This is a genomic window from Kordiimonas sp. (assembly GCF_048264555.1).
In the GTDB taxonomy this organism is placed as follows: Bacteria; Pseudomonadota; Alphaproteobacteria; order Sphingomonadales; family Kordiimonadaceae; genus Kordiimonas.
In genome coordinates, this window is record NZ_JBLXCX010000006.1 from 165,953 (window position 1) to 183,927 (window position 17,975).

Annotated in this window: 16 protein-coding genes; 15 read left to right on the plus strand and 1 reads right to left on the minus strand. The window is 56.4% G+C overall.

Annotation, left to right across the window (positions count from 1 at the left end):
• Nucleotides 1-927, minus strand: a complete 927-nt coding sequence (serB, locus tag ACN0XZ_RS15820) for a phosphoserine phosphatase SerB (protein WP_417458763.1) — start codon at nucleotides 925-927, stop codon at nucleotides 1-3.
• Between the two features lie 32 nt (nucleotides 928-959).
• On the opposite strand from serB, the gene miaA reads away from it, so the two are divergent.
• From miaA to ACN0XZ_RS15895, 15 genes are all read left to right on the plus strand, one after another.
• Nucleotides 960-1,904, plus strand: a complete 945-nt coding sequence (gene miaA, locus ACN0XZ_RS15825) for a tRNA (adenosine(37)-N6)-dimethylallyltransferase MiaA (RefSeq protein WP_417458764.1) — start codon at nucleotides 960-962, stop codon at nucleotides 1,902-1,904.
• Nucleotides 1,905-2,217: 313 nt separating this feature from the next.
• Complete coding sequence (locus tag ACN0XZ_RS15830; protein WP_417458765.1) at nucleotides 2,218-4,026, plus strand: acetolactate synthase 3 large subunit; 1,809 nt, start codon at nucleotides 2,218-2,220, stop codon at nucleotides 4,024-4,026.
• Between the two features lie 67 nt (nucleotides 4,027-4,093).
• Nucleotides 4,094-4,606, plus strand: coding sequence for an acetolactate synthase small subunit (ilvN, locus tag ACN0XZ_RS15835; RefSeq protein WP_417458766.1), 513 nt, complete (start codon nucleotides 4,094-4,096; stop codon nucleotides 4,604-4,606).
• A gap of 215 nt (nucleotides 4,607-4,821) precedes the next feature.
• Nucleotides 4,822-5,841 (plus strand): ketol-acid reductoisomerase, encoded by a 1,020-nt coding sequence (gene ilvC, locus ACN0XZ_RS15840; RefSeq protein ID WP_417458767.1) that lies wholly within the window; start codon nucleotides 4,822-4,824, stop codon nucleotides 5,839-5,841.
• 102 nt (nucleotides 5,842-5,943) lie between these two features.
• Nucleotides 5,944-6,507, plus strand: a complete 564-nt coding sequence (locus ACN0XZ_RS15845) for a GNAT family N-acetyltransferase (RefSeq protein WP_417458768.1) — start codon at nucleotides 5,944-5,946, stop codon at nucleotides 6,505-6,507.
• A 377-nt stretch (nucleotides 6,508-6,884) separates the two neighbouring features.
• Nucleotides 6,885-8,438, plus strand: coding sequence for a 2-isopropylmalate synthase (locus ACN0XZ_RS15850; protein WP_417458769.1), 1,554 nt, complete (start codon nucleotides 6,885-6,887; stop codon nucleotides 8,436-8,438).
• A 120-nt stretch (nucleotides 8,439-8,558) separates the two neighbouring features.
• Nucleotides 8,559-9,281, plus strand: a complete 723-nt coding sequence (locus tag ACN0XZ_RS15855) for a CPBP family intramembrane glutamic endopeptidase (protein ID WP_417458770.1) — start codon at nucleotides 8,559-8,561, stop codon at nucleotides 9,279-9,281.
• A 53-nt stretch (nucleotides 9,282-9,334) separates the two neighbouring features.
• Nucleotides 9,335-10,279 (plus strand): pirin family protein, encoded by a 945-nt coding sequence (locus ACN0XZ_RS15860; protein WP_417458771.1) that lies wholly within the window; start codon nucleotides 9,335-9,337, stop codon nucleotides 10,277-10,279.
• A gap of 212 nt (nucleotides 10,280-10,491) precedes the next feature.
• On the plus strand, nucleotides 10,492-11,526 hold the full coding sequence (locus ACN0XZ_RS15865) for a rod shape-determining protein (RefSeq protein WP_262691169.1): 1,035 nt from the start codon (nucleotides 10,492-10,494) through the stop codon (nucleotides 11,524-11,526).
• 99 nt (nucleotides 11,527-11,625) lie between these two features.
• Nucleotides 11,626-12,489 carry a rod shape-determining protein MreC gene (mreC, locus tag ACN0XZ_RS15870; RefSeq protein ID WP_417458772.1) on the plus strand — a complete coding sequence of 288 codons (864 nt, stop codon included), beginning with the start codon at nucleotides 11,626-11,628 and terminating at the stop codon, nucleotides 12,487-12,489.
• Nucleotides 12,486-12,992, plus strand: coding sequence for a rod shape-determining protein MreD (gene mreD, locus ACN0XZ_RS15875; RefSeq protein ID WP_417458773.1), 507 nt, complete (start codon nucleotides 12,486-12,488; stop codon nucleotides 12,990-12,992). Before mreC ends, mreD begins: the two co-directional genes overlap by 4 nt.
• Before the next feature lie 3 nt (nucleotides 12,993-12,995).
• Nucleotides 12,996-14,840, plus strand: coding sequence for a penicillin-binding protein 2 (gene mrdA / locus ACN0XZ_RS15880; protein WP_417458774.1), 1,845 nt, complete (start codon nucleotides 12,996-12,998; stop codon nucleotides 14,838-14,840).
• Nucleotides 14,840-15,994 (plus strand): rod shape-determining protein RodA, encoded by a 1,155-nt coding sequence (gene rodA, locus ACN0XZ_RS15885; RefSeq protein ID WP_417458775.1) that lies wholly within the window; start codon nucleotides 14,840-14,842, stop codon nucleotides 15,992-15,994. The genes mrdA and rodA overlap by 1 nt, the downstream gene beginning before the upstream one ends.
• Nucleotides 15,995-16,061: 67 nt before the next feature.
• The gene (locus ACN0XZ_RS15890) at nucleotides 16,062-17,372 is read left to right on the plus strand and encodes an amidohydrolase (protein ID WP_417458776.1); all 1,311 of its coding nucleotides are present in this window, start codon (nucleotides 16,062-16,064) and stop codon (nucleotides 17,370-17,372) included.
• Between the two features lie 153 nt (nucleotides 17,373-17,525).
• Nucleotides 17,526-17,957 (plus strand): transcriptional repressor, encoded by a 432-nt coding sequence (locus tag ACN0XZ_RS15895; RefSeq protein ID WP_417458777.1) that lies wholly within the window; start codon nucleotides 17,526-17,528, stop codon nucleotides 17,955-17,957.
• Nucleotides 17,958-17,975: the final 18 nt, after the last annotated feature.

A 17,975-nucleotide genomic window follows, 5' to 3' on the forward strand; every position in this document is an offset into this window, starting at 1 on the left:
TTAAATAACAAAGTCCTGGTCCCGATAGCCCTGGAAATACAGCAGGCTGGTGAGGTCACCGTATCGTACCGATGCCGCTGCCGCAGCCTGGGTTTTAGGCTTCGCATGATAGGCGACACCAAGCCCAGCCGCTTCAATCATCGGGATATCATTGGCACCGTCCCCAACCGCAAGGATGTCATGGACCTTGAGGCCCAATTTATCCTTAAATTCCAACAGGGTATCTAGTTTGGTCTGGGCGCCACAGATAGGGTGCTGCACGGTACCCGAAAGCGCGTCACCATCAAACTCCAGCACATTGGCGCGGTGTACGTCAAAGCCGATGGCCGCTGCTACCCGTTCCGTGAAATAGGTGAAACCACCAGAGACAAGAACCGCCTGCGCGCCGTGTTTTTTCATGGTTTGCACCAGCGTCCGCGCGCCAGCCATTAGCGAAATTCTCTCGCTATAACAGCGCTCTAACGCGTCCCTGCTTAGGCCTTTCAGGAGCGCTACACGCTCTGTCAGCGCGCCTTCAAAGTCCAGCTCACCCCGCATCGCGGCTTCCGTGATCGCTGCCACTTTGTCTTTCAGGCCCACGAAATCGGCCAGCTCGTCAATGCACTCCACCGTGATCATGGTCGAATCCATGTCCGCTAAAATAAGGCGTTTTTTCCGGTATTTTTCTGGACCAAGGCACCAGTCGAGGCCAGAAATACTATTAAGGTGTGGCGAAAGTGTGCGCGTAAATGAGGCGAGTTTGGCGGAATCTGTGGCCGAATCTGTGGCGTCTTTCGCCACACTTTTGAAAATGAGGTCTGCGGCACGACCTTCGCTCAGGGCCTGAATGTCAGCCGCGTGCCCAATGAGCGCGCAAGCATGTTTCGCGATCTTTTCAAGCGAGAATGAACAGCCGGGGTTGACGACAAGGGTCAAAGCGATATCCATGGGGGGGAAGTCCTTCAATTGGCGAGGTTGCCTTGAAACGAGCCCTTTTTATTGCAGGTCCGACCGCAAGCGGCAAGTCGGCATTGTCACTTCGTCTCGCAGAAGATCTTAACGGTGTGATAATTAATGCTGACAGCATGCAGGTATATAAAGGCTTGCGTGTCATCACAGCCCGCCCGAGCGAGGAGGATGAAGCCAAGGCACCGCATAGGCTCTATGGCTTTCTGGACGGCTCTGAAGTTTGCTCAGCCGCTTTCTGGGCAGAGCGCGCGATGGAGGAGATCACGAAGGCATGGCAAGGTGACCAGACGCCCATCGTGATCGGCGGTACTGGTATGTATTTCAAGGTGCTGATCAGCGGTATCGCCGTAATCCCCGATATACCGGAAGATATCCGCGCGTCGGTACGGGAACGCTGCGCCAGTGAAGGCAGTGAAGCACTGCATGCGGAATTGATGCCGCTTGATGAGGCAACCGCCACCCGCCTCGCGCCGGGGGATAGCCAGCGCATATGCCGCGCGCTGGAGGTAGTAAAGGCAACCGGCAAGCCGATCAGCGCATGGCAGCTTGAGACCAAACCCGGTCCCATGCAGCGCTATGACGAAGACGGTGCGCTCATCAAGCTGGTGCTGGACCCACCACGGGATGTTTTATACGACCGCTGTAATCGGCGTTTTGACCTGATGCTGGACGAGGGAGCCATGGACGAAGTGCAGGCCCTTATGGAGAGAAAGCTCGACCCGACCCTGCCGGTGATGCGTTCGCTGGGGGTGCCGCAGTTGATGGCTTACCTGAAAGGGGGGCTGCCGCTTGAGGATGCTGTTGAGGACGCCAAGATGCAAACACGGCGTTTTGCCAAGCGCCAGCTCACGTGGTTCAGGAACCAGTTTGGCGACTGGAAAAGGTTACCTGCGCAACTTTCGGAAAGTGAATACCGGGATTTTTTGAATAAAAAGATCAAAAAAGCCGTTGACTGAGTAATTTTCATACCATAAAAAGTCCAAATCGGCACCAAGCCAGCCCAGGTGCCGGTACGGGAATCCTCCGCCCAAGAGGGTTCTAACTGTGACGAGACCCACCCCCTGGGGGCGCTCTAGTAGCGCCCCCAACTACTATAAAGGGCGGCGCTCTAGTAGCGCCCCCAATTACTATAAACGGGGGGCGGGCGCTCTAGTGGCGCCCCCAATTACTATAAACGGGGGCGGTGTGCGGGAAGGCACACCAGCGTCACAAGATATAAGGGCAGGCAAAGACAGATGATTACGGGACAACGGTCAAACGGATAGAACAATGACGGTAACAAAGACCAAACCAACAGCTGACGAAGCGACCATGAAGGCAAATGACGCGCCCGAGATGAGCGGTGCACAGATGATCCTAAAAGCGCTAACGGAGCTAGGTGTGGAAGTCGTCTTTGGCTATCCCGGTGGTGCCGTGCTGCCCATCTATGACGAAATTTTCAAGCAAAGCGATATCAAGCATATCCTTGTGCGCCACGAGCAGGGGGCAACCCACGCGGCGGAAGGCTATGCCCGCGCGACCGGCAAGCCCGGCGTTGTTCTCGTAACCTCCGGCCCCGGCGCCACCAATGCGGTGACAGGCCTGACGGACGCGATGCTCGACAGCATTCCGATAATCTGCCTCACAGGCCAGGTAGCGCGGCACCTGATCGGGAATGATGCGTTCCAGGAAGCAGACACGGTTGGTATCACACGGCCCTGCACCAAGCATAACTATCTGGTGAAGGAAACCGAGCATCTGCCGGATGTGATCTATGAAGCCTTTTATGTTGCCACCAATGGCCGTCCCGGTCCTGTGGTGATTGACCTGCCAAAAGATGTGCAGATCGAGAAGGGGCGCTATATGCGCTCCGGCCACCGGGAACACCGCACCTACCGCCCGCAAGTGGATGGCGATGAAGCGGCGCTGCGGGAAGCCGCGCGTGCGTTTGCAAGCGCTGAACGCCCGATCATTTATTCCGGCGGTGGTATCATTAACGCTGGGCCCGAGGCGTCTGAACTGTTGACAGAATTCGCCCGCCTGACCGGCGCGCCGGTGACCAATACGCTCATGGGCCTTGGCGCATACCCCGCCAGTGACGAGCAGTTCCTTGGCATGCTGGGCATGCACGGCACATGGGAAGCCAACCACGCGATGCATGACTGCGACGTAATGCTGGCCGTTGGTGCGCGCTTTGATGACCGCGTAACAGGGCGGATTGATGCTTTCTCGCCGGGGTCAAAGAAAATCCAGGTGGATATTGATCTGTCCTCCATCAATAAAAACGTGCCGGTTGATATCCCGGTGATTGCGGACGCTGGCCGTGCGCTCAAACGTTTCATTGAAATCTGGAAAGAGGAAAACCTCGGCAAAACCCAGCCCAAGCTGAAACCATGGTGGGACCAGATTAACGGGTGGCGCACGAAAAAATGCCTGAGCTATACGGATTCTGATACCGAGATCATGCCGCAAAAAGCGCTTGAGCGTCTCGCACATTTCACAAAGGGCCGCGACGCCATCATCTCCACGGAAGTGGGCCAACACCAGATGTGGGCGGCACAGTTCCTTGGTTTTGACCGGCCAAACCGCTGGCTGACCTCCGGTGGCCTTGGCACCATGGGTTACGGCCTGCCAGCCGCCATTGGCGCACAGATCGCCCACCCGGACCGTTTGTGCATTGATGTGTCTGGCGAAGCATCGTTCCAGATGAACATGCAGGAACTGGGTACCATCGCGCAGTATAACCTGCCGGTTAAAATCTTCATCATGAACAATGAATATATGGGCATGGTCCGCCAGTGGCAGGACCTGTCCTATGACGGACGGCGGTCTGAAAGCTATTCGGAAAGCCTGCCTGATTTTGTCAAACTCGCGGAAGCATACGGCATGAAGGGTATCTCGGTCGAAGACCCGGCCCAGCTTGACGATGCGATCCAAGAGATGATCAACCACAATGGCCCGGTGCTGATGGATTGCCGGGTTGCCAAGCTCGAGAATTGTTTCCCTATGGTGCCTGCGGGGGCGGCCCATAACGAGATGCTGCTAGCAGGGGATGTGATCGACAAACCGAAAAACGATGAAGCTCTGGCTGTCGTTTAAAGTGGCTCATCACCCCATAGACGTTTAACCTTGCAAGCGGAAAGATAACTAGCAGATGGACGGCTCCATGAAAGAGATTGGCCCTATCGCCCGGCATACAATCAGCGTGATCGTTGACAACGAAGCGGGTGTTCTTGCGCGTGTAACCGGCCTGTTCTCAGGTCGCGGCTATAATATTGAAAGCCTGACAGTGGCAGAGGTTGACCACACGGGCGAGCGTTCCCGTATCACCGTTGTCACCTCCGGCACCCGCATGGTGATCGAGCAGATCAAAGCACAGCTTGACCGCCTTGTGCCTGTGCACAAAGTGGCTGACCTCACGATCGATGGCGCCCATGTGGTGCGTGATATGGCGCTCGTGAAAGTATCGGGTACGGGCGAAAAGCGCGTGGAAGCCCTTCGGCTCGCGGATACCTTCCGTGCCCGTGCGGTTGATGCGTCCGTGAACAGTTTTATTTTTGAGCTCACAGGCTCAGCCGACAAAATCGATGCTTTTGTTGAGCTGATGGCTGATCTGGGCCTCGTTGAAGTGGCACGCACGGGGGCGGTTGCGCTCTCGCGCGGGCCGGACGGCCTTTAGGCCACTGCTTTCCTGTCACTCCCGCGAAGGCGGGAGTCTAGACCGGTGCCAAAGCGGCGTCAGATCGATGAAGGTCAGGAATAGTGGTTGAAATGGATTCCCTTCTCTCGGCCCATGGGCCTCACCGGGAATGACGGATAAGAATACCGCAGGGTTCGCCCTGTTGACATTGGAAATATTTTGACGGGCCTCGCCCACCAAAAGGATAGTTAGACATGCGTGTTTATTTTGACAGTGATGCAGACGTTAATCTGGTGAAGGACAAAACCGTTGCCATCGTTGGCTACGGTAGCCAGGGCCACGCCCACGCGGGCAACCTGCGTGATAGCGGCGTCAAGGAAGTGATCGTGGCGCTGCGTGAAGGCTCAGGCACCCGCAAGAAGGCGGAGGCAGCAGGCTTCAAGTGCATGACCGCGACAGAGGCCGCCAAAGTTGCCGATATGGTGATGGTACTGGCGCCTGATGAGCACCAAGCCAAAATTTATGCGGACGAGCTTTCCGCCAACATGAAAGAGGGCGCGGCGCTTATGTTCGCGCACGGCCTTAACATTCACTTCGGTCTTATTGAGCCGCGCGCCGACCTTGATGTGATCATGGTGGCACCAAAAGGCCCGGGCCACACGGTGCGCAGCCAATATGCAGCAGGCAAGGGTGTACCGTGCCTGATCGCCGTGCATCAGGACGCCAGCGGCAAAGCGCATGACCTTTGCCTTTCCTACGCGTCGGCTATCGGTGGCGGCCGCTCAGGCATTATCGAGACCAACTTCCGTGAAGAATGTGAAACCGACCTCTTCGGTGAGCAGGCGGTGCTGTGTGGCGGTGTGTCAGAGCTGATCAAGGCAGGGTTCGAGACACTGGTGGAAGCTGGTTACGCGCCAGAGATGGCGTATTTCGAGTGCCTGCACGAGGTGAAGCTGATTGTAGACCTGATCTATGAAGGTGGTATCGCCAACATGCGGTACTCCATCTCCAACACGGCGGAGTACGGTGACTATAAAACCGGCCCACGCATTATCACAGACGAGACCAAAGCCGAGATGAAACGCGTGCTCGCGGACATCCAGCAGGGCCGTTTCGTGAAAGACTTTATCGCTGACAATCTTGCCGGCAATCCTGAGCTGAAAGCCCACCGTGGCCTGGCAGAGCGCCACCCGATTGAGGACGTGGGCTCCAAGCTCCGTGGCATGATGCCGTGGATGCAGGAAGGCAAGCTTGTGGACAAGGCGAAAAACTAGGTCCCCCTTAGACCCTCTTGCACCAAGAGGCTTACGGGCGATCCCATATGGGGTCGCCCCTTTTTTATTGGCTGGACAGATTGTTACGCCTAAGGTGCTGCTATGACTGAGATTTTGCCCATAGAGACCGAGCGTTTGATCATCCGCGCGTTTCGCGTTGATGACGCCGTGGCGTTCCATGGCTGGCGGAATGACGCCGAGGTGGCGCGGCTCACGCTGTGGGACTATCCATACCCCATGGAGCGTGCAGAAGCCTTCTGCAAGAAGATGGCGGGCATGACCCCGTTTCCTGAGGGTGAGTTTTACCAACTGATGATTGAAGAGAAAGCCACCGGCCGTGCGGTGGGCGATATCGGCATCGGGAACGGCAGGCCGGAGCCGGGCGCCATCCGTGTGGGCTATAGCCTCGGCCGTGGTGCGCAGGGCAAGGGCTTTATGACCGAAGCCTTGCGGGCGCTGTTGCCCGCGCTTGTTGCACCGCTTGGCATCAAGCACTTCACGGCAGATATTGATGTGCGCAACCCAGCCTCAGGCCGTGTGCTTGAGCGGCTTGGTTTCAAGGCTGGCCCGGTGCATGAGAAGCGCACATTCGTCAAAGGTGAGTGGTGCGACGAGGTGGACTATGAGGTGAGCGCAAGCGCGCTTCTGGCGTTGGTTTCCGTGTAAGTCAGGTTAGTTTCACTTGTGACTTTTTGTAATAAAATTTCTCAAACTTCCGCCTTGCGAAAAGAAAATAATCTGTTAATCCTTGGTTCTTGATAGAAACACAAAGGAATTGGCGGCGGATGAGGCCATACCATCCCTATAAACCAAGAGCAAAAGCGGTTGCACGCACCCTGCGGGCGGCTGACGTTTTGCATGCGCGGTTTGTAGCGCTTGGGGCTGGTGCGCTGTTCCTTGCTCTTCTACTATTTTCGGCAGGCCGACTTACCGGCCCTTGAGCATCGCGGCAAACGGCGCTGTTGCGCACCGGTGCTTAAGGGTAATGCCACTGATTTCATATTTTCATCAGATTTGTACCATTAGAAATTGGGAAGACCGCCATGTCACACAGTGAAAAAAACCGTGTGCGAATATTTGACACAACTTTGCGCGACGGTGAGCAATCGCCTGGCGCGTCCATGACGCTGGATGAAAAGCTCCAGATCGCAAGTGTACTGGAATCCATGCGGGTAGACGTGATCGAGGCAGGGTTTGCCATCGCATCCAACGGGGATTTTGAGTGCGTTAACAAAATTGCGCAGCGTGTGCAGAACTCAACCGTTTGTTCGCTGGCTCGTGCCGCCCTCGGTGATATCGACCGGGCCGCTGAAGCGTTGAAACCCGCGAAATCCGGCCGTATCCATACCTTTATCGCCACCAGCCCCCTGCATATGAAATATAAGCTGCAGATGGAACCAGAGGCGGTGATCGAGGCGATCCATAAATCAGTGAGCCACGCGCGCGGGCTGATTGATGATGTGGAATGGTCGGCCGAAGATGCAACGCGCACCGAGATTGATTTTCTCTGCCGTGCGGTGGAAACCGCGATCAAGGCAGGCGCCACCACCATCAACCTGCCGGATACAGTTGGTTATGCCACACCGGATGAATACGCTCAGATGTTCCGCACCGTGATTGAGCGGGTGCCGGACGCGGATAAAGCTATTTTCTCCACCCACTGCCATAATGACCTTGGCCTTGCAGTTGCCAACTCGCTTGCGGGTGTGATGGGTGGCGCGCGGCAGATTGAGTGCACCATCAACGGCATTGGGGAGCGGGCAGGAAACGCCGCCATGGAAGAGGTGGTGATGGCGCTGCGTACGCGCGGTGACGTCATGCCCTACCATACCCGGATTGTGACGGAAGAGATCATGCGGGCATCGCGCCTTGTTTCAACCGTGACCGGTTTCACAGTGCAGAACAACAAAGCGATTGTGGGGGCGAACGCCTTCGCGCATGAGAGCGGCATCCACCAGGACGGTATGCTCAAAAACGCGGAAACCTATGAGATCATGACGCCGGAATCGGTCGGCGTGACCAAATCACTGCTGACCATGGGCAAACACTCGGGCCGCCACGCGTTTGCGGACAAGCTCAAAGACCTCGGCTATGAACTTGGCGATAACGCCTTTCAAGAATGTTTCCGCCGCTTCAAGGAGCTGGGGGACCGCAAGAAAAACATCTATGACGAAGATATCATCGCGCTTGTGGATGATGAGGTTGCTACGTGGTCAAACCGCTATCAGGTGCTTGCGCTCAATACCTATTCCTCCTCAAGCGGGGAGGCTGTTGCCAACCTCACGATGGAGATTGATGGCGAGAAGTGCAAAACAGTCACCTACGGCTCCGGCCCTGTGGATGCGGCCTTTAATGCCATCAAGGACCTTATCGATATCGAGCCACACCTGCAACTCTTCCAGGTACATGCGGTAACGCAAGGCACGGATGCGCAAGCCGAATGCACGGTGCGGCTTGAAGAAGGCGGGCGCACAGTGAACGGGCAGGGCGCGCATGAAGATACGGTCACGGCCGCCGCGCGGGCCTATGTGTCAGCGGTGAACAAACTTATCGTCAAGCGTGAGAAACAGGCGCCGGGGCCGGTGGCTGCGCAATAACGCGATCTGTTATAGTGATCAGGAAAAGCGGCTTTTGGGCCGCTTTTTTATTTGGTCTTGCTCAAGTGCTTGTTTTCCCTCTCGGAACTGCCTATCTCAAAAAGACAAGGGTGGGGGAATATGAGCAAACTATCAGAGCTTAGAGACCGCGTTGAACGAGCCGATGGCCGCTTGTTGATGGCCGTTGTACTGATGGTTGCCATCATGGCAACGCAGTTCGTAAGCTCAATGTTCTTTGGTTTAACGCTTGGTGTTTTCACCGGCGAGCAATCTATGCCCCTTATTCTCGCGTTGGCGGCGCTTACGAGTTACGTGGTCGTGCTCGCTCTTATATGGCGCAACCTGCAGGCAGATGAGGGCATCACCTTTGCGGATATAGGCTTGAGGGCAGGGCGCTTCTCCTGGCCCCTTACGTTTGGCCTTGCCGTGGTTATCTATCTAACCGTCAGCATGCTGGCCGGTGTGTATGTTGAGCTTACCGGCTATGTGAACGAACAGCAGGTTGCTGAATGGGTGGGTGAAAGCCAGAACATGGGCCCGCTTGTTGTTGGGCTTCTGATATTGGCTATCGTGGTTGTGGGGCCTGCTGTTGAGGAACTCATCTTCCGGGGATATCTGCAATCTGCACTCTCAGAAATGATGCCAGCATGGGCGGCCGTTCTTGTCAGTGCGCTGGTATTTGGCGCTTTCCATCTTGAGCTTGGCGCCTTTCCTCTTCTTGTGATGGTGGGGGCAGCCTTTGGGGCGGTCTATCAGATAACCGGTACGCTTTGGCCCGCGATACTGATGCATATGATGAGCAATGGGTTGGCGGTGGTCCAAATATTCTACGGCGAGTTTTAAACAATCTGGTTTCGATGTAAGCTCGCATACCCCTTAATGCGAAAGGTAAGGCAATGAGCAGATTGGCAGACCAGGAACCTGAGTGCACAAGCGAAGGCTGCCCGGATGCGGTTGAGGCTGTGATCATCCCGCGCACCAGCGATATCGGCGGCTTTACGGTTGAGCGCGCCTTGCCATCACGCAAAAAGCGCATGATCGGGCCTTTTGTATTCTGGGATCAAATGGGCCCCGGCGAGTTCCTCGCGGGCGACGGTATCGACGTGCGCCCTCATCCGCACATCGGGCTCTCCACCGTCACCTATCTGTTTGATGGTACGATGGACCACCGGGATTCGCTTGGCACCCATATGACCATCAAGCCGGGGGATATGAACCTGATGACAGCGGGCGGCGGTATCGTGCATTCCGAGCGAACCGACGTTGAGGACCGCGCGCGCACCTCCCGGCTCTATGGCATCCAAAGCTGGCTGGCTCTGCCTAAAACCCATGAGGAAGGGAGGGCAGCCTTCGAGCATTTTGGAGCGAATGAATTGCCGACGCTGGATGCAGAAGGCCTTGAGGTGCAGCTGATCATGGGGGAGGCCTGTGGCCTAAAGTCGCCCGTTGAAACACCGTGGGATACATTATACGCCAACGTGCGCATGGCGGCGGGCGCTCTGCTACCACTCCCCAAAGACACGGAAGAGCGCGGCATCTATATCGTGAGCGGCAGCATCAACCTTAGTGGAACAACCTATGGCGCCGGGCAGATGATCAGCTTGCGCGCAGGGGCAGATGTAGCTGTGCAGGCAGAAGCGGATACGCACCTGATGCTATTGGGCGGTGCGGTGATGGATGGCCCAAGGTACATCTGGTGGAACTTTGTAGGCTCTCGCCTTGATCAGGTCCGTGACGCAGCTGAGCGCTGGCAGGCAGGCAAGTTCGACAAGGTGCCGGGGGACGCAGAGGAATTTATCCCACTGCCTGACATCAAGACCCTGGAGCGTGTAAAGGCCTGAACGAGCGCGCCCGAATTTTTGCCGAAAATCGTTAAAATTTTAGTAGTTAGGGTGCCTACACCCCCTAAATTCGCCTCATTCACCCGTAAATTACAAAATATAGTGCGAACGGCGCGCCTTGGGCCTTGTGTCCGGGCAATATCTGGCCCATAACCGCATAAACGGGAGGGTCAATACTGGCCCCAAGAGCAATAGAAAATTAAGAGGGTTAAATGCTATCCAAGCTGCTTGGCGTGTTTTCATCTGACATGGCTATCGACCTCGGCACGGCAAACACACTTGTGTATGTGAAAGGCCGCGGCATTGTGCTGAACGAACCGTCTGTTGTTGCGATTAAAAGCGAACATGGGCGAGACCGCGTTTTGGCGGTGGGTGACGAAGCGAAATTGATGCTTGGGCGTACCCCAAGTGGCATTCAGGCCATTCGCCCGCTCAGGGACGGCGTGATTGCCGATTTCCACGTTGCCGAGCAGATGATCAAACACTTTATCCAGAAGGTGCATAACCGCTCATTTGCGAGCCCTCAGGTGGTTGTGTGTGTGCCGTCCGGTTCAACCGCGGTGGAGCGCAAAGCAATTCAGGAATCAGCTGAGCAAGCTGGTGCCCGCAAGGTGTATTTGATTGATGAGCCTATGGCAGCCGCGATTGGCGCTGGCTTGCCGGTAACCGAACCACAAGGTTCCATGGTTGTTGATATCGGTGGCGGCACCACGGAAGTTGCCGTTCTTTCCCTTTCCGGTATCGTGTTTGCGACCAGTGTGCGCGTGGGCGGTGACAAGATGGATGAAGCCCTCATTGGGTACATTCGCCGCAACCACAACCTGCTGATTGGTGAAGCGACGGCTGAGCGTATCAAAAAAGAGATTGGTACAGCGCTGGTGCCGGAAGACGGTGTTGGCAATACCATGATCATCAAAGGCCGCGACCTGATGAACGGTGTACCAAAAGAGCTGGAGATCAACCAGCTTCAGGTTGCCGAGGCTCTGTCTGAGCCAGTGAGTCAGATTGTGGAGGGTGTTAAGGTTGCGCTTGAGCAGACCGCCCCTGAGCTTGCCGCAGATATCGTTGACCTTGGCGTTGTGCTCACCGGTGGTGGCGCGCTTCTTAAAGATCTTGATACGGTCATTCGCCGGGCAACGGGCTTGCCTGTCACTATCGCGGAAGAGCCGCTCACCTGTGTGGCACTGGGCACAGGCCGCGCGCTGGAAGACCCCGCACTTCGCATGGTGCTGATGGAAAACTACTGATCGGTATCGTGGGTTCAGGACGGCTTACACAAATAGGGCGATAAGCGCACAAGCGTTTAAGGAGGTTGACCGCTGGTCCCGACAATGCATTCAGGAGGCTTGGCATCTAGCTCTCGCCTGCGCAGAGGCGGGCGGGGCCGTGAGGTCCTGTGGCTCTATCTTTTTATAGCAGTAGCACTTCTGGTGCTTGAAGGCGTGGGGCAGGGGCTTCCTCGCCAAATTCGCGCCTATGCCAACGACGTGGTTTCTCCTGTTCTTCGGCTTCTTGAGCAACCCATCCGGGCCGTGCAGGCCGGGCTTGAGCGTATCGCCGGTGTGTCTGACATCTATCTTGAAAATGAAACGTTACGGGACGAGAACGACCGTTTGCGCCAGTGGCGTGAAGCTGCCATGCAGCTTAGCCGTGAGAACGAACGCCTGCGCCTGATGCTCAAGGTGCCGGGCCGTGAGGTACCGCCTGCGGCAACGGCGCGTGTGATTGGTGTTGGAGGCGGTGCGTTTGAGCGAAGCGTGCTCATCAGCGCGGGCGCGACCGACAATGTGCGGCGTAACTTGCCGGTGGTGGATGAAAGTGGTGTAATTGGCCGGACCATACAGGTTGGCCGCTGGACCAGTCGCGTGCTTCTGGTGACCGACCTCAACAGCCGTGTACCGGTGAGGCTTGAGCGCACCGGCGACCTTGCTATTGCGGAAGGACAGAATGAGCCCTTCCTTCTCCTGCGTTTCCTGCCCGAAGAGGTGAATGTGCGGGTGGGGGACAGGTTGCTCACCTCAGGGCATGGTGGGGCGTTCCCGCCTGACCTGCCAGTGGCGCGGGTGAGCGATGTAACCGGCGATCTTATCCGGCTTGAGCCGCTTGGTATCCTCGGCAAGCTCGATTATGTGCGGGTGCTTGATTACCGCGCTGTGCCGGAGGATGACCTTATTGCGCCGCCTGCCGCTGAGGCGGAGGGTGAACAATGAACGCGCGCCGTCCCGTCATAACGTCTTTTGGTTTTGCAGGGCTCTCACCTGTTATCAGCACCTTTGTGCTTGCAATGCTTATGCTACTGCCGATCGGCACCGGTGCGGCTAATGTGGCGATGCCGCACCTGGTGATGATTGCGGTGTTTTACTGGCTGTCGTCCCGGCCGCTTCTCATGCCATACGGGGCGTGCGCAGTGCTTGGATTTATGCTGGACCTGTGGCTTGACGTGCCGCTTGGTCTTAATATGGTGCTTCTGTTGCTCACACGGCTTTTTGTCCTTAATCAGCTCAAACACTATAAGGGTCGTAACCGAATTGTGCACTGGGCTGTCTTTACGGTCCTGAGCCTTGGGCTGTATACTCTCTCCTGGCTTGTTGTATCTGCGGTGTATGGCGAGTTTTGGCCCATACAGCCGATTATGCTGCAATGGGCAGTGACAGCGTTTTCCTATGCGCCCGTGGCTTTTGTGCTGGGGCGCCTGCGTAGAGCGATCCTTTAAGGTATGGCAAGAGAAGGTCTTCGGTATCAGACATTTTCACGACGGGCTTTCCTGCTTGCGGGCGGGCAGGGGCTTGCCATGGTCGCGCTTGGGGGGCGGCTTTATTACCTCTCCATCGTTGAGGGCGAGAAATATAAACTGCGCGCTGAGCGCAACCGTGTTGCAATCCGTCTGATAGCGCCAGAACGCGGCGAGATATTGGACAGAGCGAACCGTAAACTTGCCACCAATAGGCAGGATTTCAGGGTTTTCCTGATCCCCGAGCAGGCGGATGAGATCGCGCACACACTGACAAAAATCGGCCATATCGTTAAACTTGATGACCGGCGCTTGTCGCGCCTGCAGCGCCAGATCAAAAGGCAGCGTAAATTTGTGCCGGTGACTGTGGCTCAGGGGCTGGACTGGAAGACTTTCGCGCGGGTGAATGTAGCGGTGCCAGAGCTGCCGGGTGTGGTCACCGATGCCGGTCGCTCCCGCTATTATCCGCACGGGCATGAGATCGCGCATCTGGTTGGCTATACCGCGAGCCCCAATGAGGATGATGTGGCGCTGAACCCGCTTTACCAGTTGCCGGGCTTTAAAGTTGGGCGGCAAGGGCTTGAGCGGCGCTATGAAGACCGCTTGCGTGGCTCTGCTGGCACCCGGCGGGTTGAGGTGAACTCGGTCGGGCGAGAAATTCGTGAACTGCCACCCCGGCAGGATGCTTCCGCCGGCAATGACCTGAAGCTCACCATTGACCTGGAATTGCAGAAATATGTGATCTCCCAGCTTGGGGAGGAAGCAGCGGGTGTCGTTGCCATAGATATCAAAACGGGCGAACTGCTCGCGATGGCGTCTGCGCCGACCTATGACCCCAATGAGTTCACGCGCGGCATTAGCAATGAGAACTGGCAAGCGCTTCTCAAGGACCCACGCAAACCGCTCCTCAATAAATGTGTGACGGGGCAGTACCCGCCGGGATCCACCATCAAACCCGTTGTGGCGCTGGCAGCACTTGAGCAGGGTATCGTCAAACCCGAGACGGAATATTACTGCAACGGTGCGCACCGGCTTGGGAACCATACTTTCAACTGCTGGAAGCCGGGCGGCCATGGACGGCAGGACCTGCTGGGCGCCATTGCCAATAGCTGCGACGTATATTTCTATAAAGTTGCGCAGGAAATGGATGTGGACCATATCGCGGATATGGCATCCCGCTTTGGACTCGGCGAGCTTTATGATCTGGGGATAGATGGCGAAAGAGCGGGCCTTGTGCCTGATAAGGCGTGGAAGCGCGCGGCACTTAACGAGCCGTGGCATACAGGCGAAACGCTCAACGTTTCTATCGGGCAGGGCGCTATGCTGGCGACGCCACTGCAACTTGCAGTGATGACGGCGCGGGTGGCGTCTGGCAGGCGCATCTACCCGACCCTTGTTTCCATGCCGGGTGAAGATGAGTTCAGAGCTGAAAGTTTTGGCGCGATGGACGTTAACCCTCTTCATATGCGGCTCGCGCGGCGCGGCATGGAAATGGTGACCGAAGTTGGCGGTACGGCGCACGATTACCGCAGGCCCAAAAGTGCGATGAAAATTGCGGGTAAATCCGGCACCGCGCAGGTTAGGCGTATCACGAAAGAGGAGCGTGTTGACGGCGTGATCGATAACGCGGACCTACCTTGGAACATGCGAGATCATGCCCTTTTTATTGCCTATGGCCCGGCGGAAAACCCGGAAGTTGCGGTGTCTGTGCTCGTGCAACACGGTGGCGGTGGGTCAAAGGTGGCAGCGCCTATCGCGCGCGCCGTGCTCGACAAAGCCATAGAGATGCGCCGACCGGTTGAGCCGGTGACGGAAGAGGAGAAAGCCTGATGGGGACCGCACGCATGTTTGGCCCACGCCGGGTGAACAAAAACATCTTCCAGCGCCTTGCTGAACTTAACTGGGGCATTGTGGTGTTGAACATGATGATCGCCGGTGCTGGGTTTGCCATGCTCTATTCAGTAGCAGGGGGCGCTTGGGAGCCGTGGGCGTCAACGCAGGCCACCCGGTTTGGCGGCGCTTTCATTCTGATGCTGGTGATCGCAACCGTCGACATCCGATACTGGATGGCCTTTGCCTATCCCGCCTGGTTCATTGGCATAGCGCTTTTGCTTGCCGTTGAGGTCATTGGCTCGACCGGTATGGGCGGGCAACGCTGGCTTGACATCGGCATTATGCGCATTCAGCCATCTGAATTGATGAAAATTGCAGTTGTGATGGCACTTGCGCGGTATTTCCATGGGCGTAACTATGACCAAAGCCGCAGTTTGCGGTCCCTTCTAACACCTGCGGTGTTGATCATGGTGCCTGTGGCGCTTGTGGTGCGGCAACCCGATTTGGGTACAGGCTTGATGATCGTGGCGGGCGGCGGCGCTATTCTTTTCCTCGCCGGGTTGCCCGCGTGGCTGTTTGTGGGCGCGTTTATCGCAATTGCGGCCGCTGTGCCCGTTGGCTGGCAATTTATGCGTGATTATCAGCGCGACAGGGTTCTCACCTTCTTGAACCCAGAAGCTGACCCCCTTGGCGCGGGATATCAAATCACCCAATCCAAAATCGCGCTGGGCTCTGGTGGCCTCACCGGTAAAGGGTTCCTTGAAGGTACCCAAAGCCAGCTCAATTTCCTGCCTGAGATGAAAACCGACTTTATTTTCACCGTACTTGCGGAAGAGTTTGGGTTGATCGGTGCCGTCAGTGTGCTCACGCTTTATATGATCGTGCTTGCCTACGGTATGCTGATTGGCATTGGGTGCCGAAGTCAGTTCGGGCGCTTATTGGCAAGTGGCCTTGCGATGACATTATTTCTTTATGTGCTGATTAATGTCGCGATGGTGATGGGGCTGATGCCCGTGGTGGGGGTGCCACTTCCCATGATCTCATACGGGGGGTCTGCTATGCTGACGTGGATGATCGCCTATGGGCTTATCCTTTCGGTTGCCATTCACCGGGACGTATCGCTTGCACCTAAGGGCAGTGGGCTCGCCTAAGCCGTTCATGGCTTGATCGAACGCGATATCACGCTATTCTCCCTCCTAACTATAAAGAGGGGTTCTTATGAAAAAACTGATTGCGGGTGCGGTTTTTGCCGCGCTCATGTCCGGCACTTCTATTGCTGCTGATTTGCGGGAAGATGTCGCTGCGGATTACAGCTATCTGGAAGACCTGTATATCCATCTGCACAAAAACCCGGAACTGTCCACACAGGAAGAAAAAACCGCCAAGCGTGTCGCGGACGAGCTGAAGGCTGTCGGCTATGAGGTGACAACAAATTTTGGCGGCCACGGTGTTGTGGCAGTGATGAAAAACGGCGGCGGACCAACGGTTCTGGTGCGCGCAGACATGGACGGTTTGCCCGTAAAAGAGCAAACCGGCCTTGAATATGCAAGCCAGGCGATGGCAACTGATGATGACGGCACCACCGTGCCTGTGATGCATGCTTGCGGCCACGACATTCATATGACCAGCATGATCGGCACCGCGCGGCGCTTGGCTGCGATGCGAGATACATGGTCTGGTACTATCGTGATGGTGGGCCAACCGGCTGAGGAACGCACGATGGGTGCGGAAGCCATGATTAATGAAGGGCTTTTTGAGCGGTTCCCGCGCCCTGACTATAATCTGGCGCTGCACGTCTCCCCCGCCATCCGCGCTGGCGATATCGGCATCGTATCAGGATACGCGTTGGCGAACGTTGATTCAGCGGATATCGCGATCAAGGGTATCGGGGGTCACGGGGCGTACCCGCATACGACCAAAGACCCTGTTGTGTTGGCGTCATACATTGTGGCGTCTCTGCAAACATTGGTGTCGCGAGAGACCTCACCGCTTGAATCCGGCGTTGTAACCGTTGGTTCGATCCACGCTGGCACCAAGCACAATATCATTTCCGACAAGGCGCACCTCCAGATCACTATCCGCTCCTATGCTGATGATGTTCGCCAGAACCTGAAGGATGGTGTGGTACGTATTGCGCGTGGGCAAGCAATCGCCTTTGGTCTGCCGGAAGATAAGATGCCTGAGGTGACTTTCTCAGAGGGTACGCCTTCCACCTACAACGATCCGGATTTGACGGCGAAGCTGCAGTCGGCCTTGACCGAGAAAATGGGGGCGGAGCATGTGTATGAAGCTGATCCCGTGATGGCGGCGGAAGACTTCTCGCTCTTCGGGCGCACAGACCCCAAAATACCGAGCGTGATGTTATGGCTAGGTGCGACCAAAGCGGAAGCAGTCGAAGCCTCAAAAAATGGTGGCGCAGCACTCCCAAGCCTGCATTCACCTCTGTTTGGGCCCGATCGCGAACCAACGATCAAGGGTGGTGTTGAGGCAATGACGACCGCCGTGTTGTCGCTCCTCGCACAAAAATAGGTGGGAAAAACGAGGCCGGGCACATGTTCCGGCCTCAAGGCTGGAAACGTTAGCGGATAACGTTTACTATAGCCGGGATAACGCTAAAGCTCTGAAGGAAGACAAGTGGGCCATAAACATTCACATGATCATAGTGTTTGCATCGAAACTGCCTTGGCGGAGGCAGAGCGCCTGTGCGCTGAGCGTGGCTCACGTTTTACCGACCTGCGGCGCCGGATTCTCAAGATGATCTGGCAGGGCCACAAAGCGGTGAAGGCGTATGATCTTCTTGACCAACTGGCGACAGAAGGTGGCTCCGCCAAGCCGCCAACCGTATATCGTGCGCTTGATTTCCTTATGGACGAGGGGCTTGTGCATAAGATCGAGTCGCTCAACGCCTATATCGGATGCCCACATCCGGGTGATAATCATGTGAGCCAGTTCCTGATTTGCGATAAATGTGAAACCGTGCGCGAGGTCACCACGTCTGACCTTAAGGAAGCAGTTTTGTCTGCGGCACAGGCATCAGATTTCTCCATCCGTCGCCAGACGCTTGAGTTGCACGGCGTTTGCGCGAACTGCCAGCGGGGGCGCGAGGCGGCTTAATCGCCTCATGTCCTTGCC

Bases quoted from the DNA above. Each gene is read 5' to 3' on its own strand.
- serB (WP_417458763.1), bottom strand. From the start codon at position 927: ATGGATATCGCTTTGACCCTTGTCGTCAACCCCGGCTGTTCATTCTCG.
- ACN0XZ_RS15830 (WP_417458765.1), top strand. From the start codon at position 2,218: ATGACGGTAACAAAGACCAAACCAACAGCTGACGAAGCGACCATGAAG.
- ilvN (WP_417458766.1), top strand. From the start codon at position 4,094: ATGAAAGAGATTGGCCCTATCGCCCGGCATACAATCAGCGTGATCGTT.
- ilvC (WP_417458767.1), top strand. From the start codon at position 4,822: ATGCGTGTTTATTTTGACAGTGATGCAGACGTTAATCTGGTGAAGGAC.
- ACN0XZ_RS15845 (WP_417458768.1), top strand. From the start codon at position 5,944: ATGACTGAGATTTTGCCCATAGAGACCGAGCGTTTGATCATCCGCGCG.
- ACN0XZ_RS15850 (WP_417458769.1), top strand. From the start codon at position 6,885: ATGTCACACAGTGAAAAAAACCGTGTGCGAATATTTGACACAACTTTG.
- ACN0XZ_RS15855 (WP_417458770.1), top strand. From the start codon at position 8,559: ATGAGCAAACTATCAGAGCTTAGAGACCGCGTTGAACGAGCCGATGGC.
- ACN0XZ_RS15860 (WP_417458771.1), top strand. From the start codon at position 9,335: ATGAGCAGATTGGCAGACCAGGAACCTGAGTGCACAAGCGAAGGCTGC.
- ACN0XZ_RS15865 (WP_262691169.1), top strand. From the start codon at position 10,492: ATGCTATCCAAGCTGCTTGGCGTGTTTTCATCTGACATGGCTATCGAC.
- mreD (WP_417458773.1), top strand. From the start codon at position 12,486: ATGAACGCGCGCCGTCCCGTCATAACGTCTTTTGGTTTTGCAGGGCTC.
- mrdA (WP_417458774.1), top strand. From the start codon at position 12,996: ATGGCAAGAGAAGGTCTTCGGTATCAGACATTTTCACGACGGGCTTTC.
- rodA (WP_417458775.1), top strand. From the start codon at position 14,840: ATGGGGACCGCACGCATGTTTGGCCCACGCCGGGTGAACAAAAACATC.
- ACN0XZ_RS15890 (WP_417458776.1), top strand. From the start codon at position 16,062: ATGAAAAAACTGATTGCGGGTGCGGTTTTTGCCGCGCTCATGTCCGGC.